The organism is Nocardia cyriacigeorgica (assembly GCF_010868145.1).
Classification (GTDB): domain Bacteria; phylum Actinomycetota; class Actinomycetes; order Mycobacteriales; family Mycobacteriaceae; genus Nocardia; species Nocardia cyriacigeorgica_D.
The window spans coordinates 1-385 of the sequence record NZ_JAAGUY010000061.1 but is presented as its reverse complement, the minus strand read 5'-3'; the positions used below and the strand labels follow the sequence as shown (position 1 = coordinate 385).

Below are 385 nucleotides of genomic sequence, written 5' to 3'. Positions count from 1 at the left end.
CCATCGAGCAGGCCCATCCGGGACAGGGTGCCCATGATCGCCTCCCGCGACCATCGCGGCTTGCGTTCGGATCCACGCCACGGGTCGGGCTCGGGTAGATCCCCGCTTCGGCGGCGCCGGCTGACCTCGGAGCGGGACCAGCCGAAGATCGCCATCACATCGTCAGTCGTGGCCTCATCAGGCACTACACGCTTCCTCATGCCACGACTATAGCCCCGACATCCCTTATATTCCAGATAGTGCAGACGATGTTTTGGGTTCTCCTTCTGATTGGGGCGAACTGTCGGTGCGGCGTGTCAAACTCGCGGCGTAGCCGCTATCTGGGCCAGAGGAGAACGAGATGGCCGACGCTGACGACCGTCCCGAGGTGAGGCTGGTCGCGCAC

At 63.9% G+C, this 385-nt stretch carries 1 protein-coding gene; it reads right to left on the bottom strand.

Annotated elements, in window-relative coordinates; genetic code table 11:
- A partial coding sequence (locus tag GV792_RS28755) for a hypothetical protein (protein ID WP_163828139.1) occupies window positions 1-200 on the bottom strand: 200 nt, incomplete at its 3' end.
- Between the last annotated feature and the right edge of the window lie 185 nt (window positions 201-385).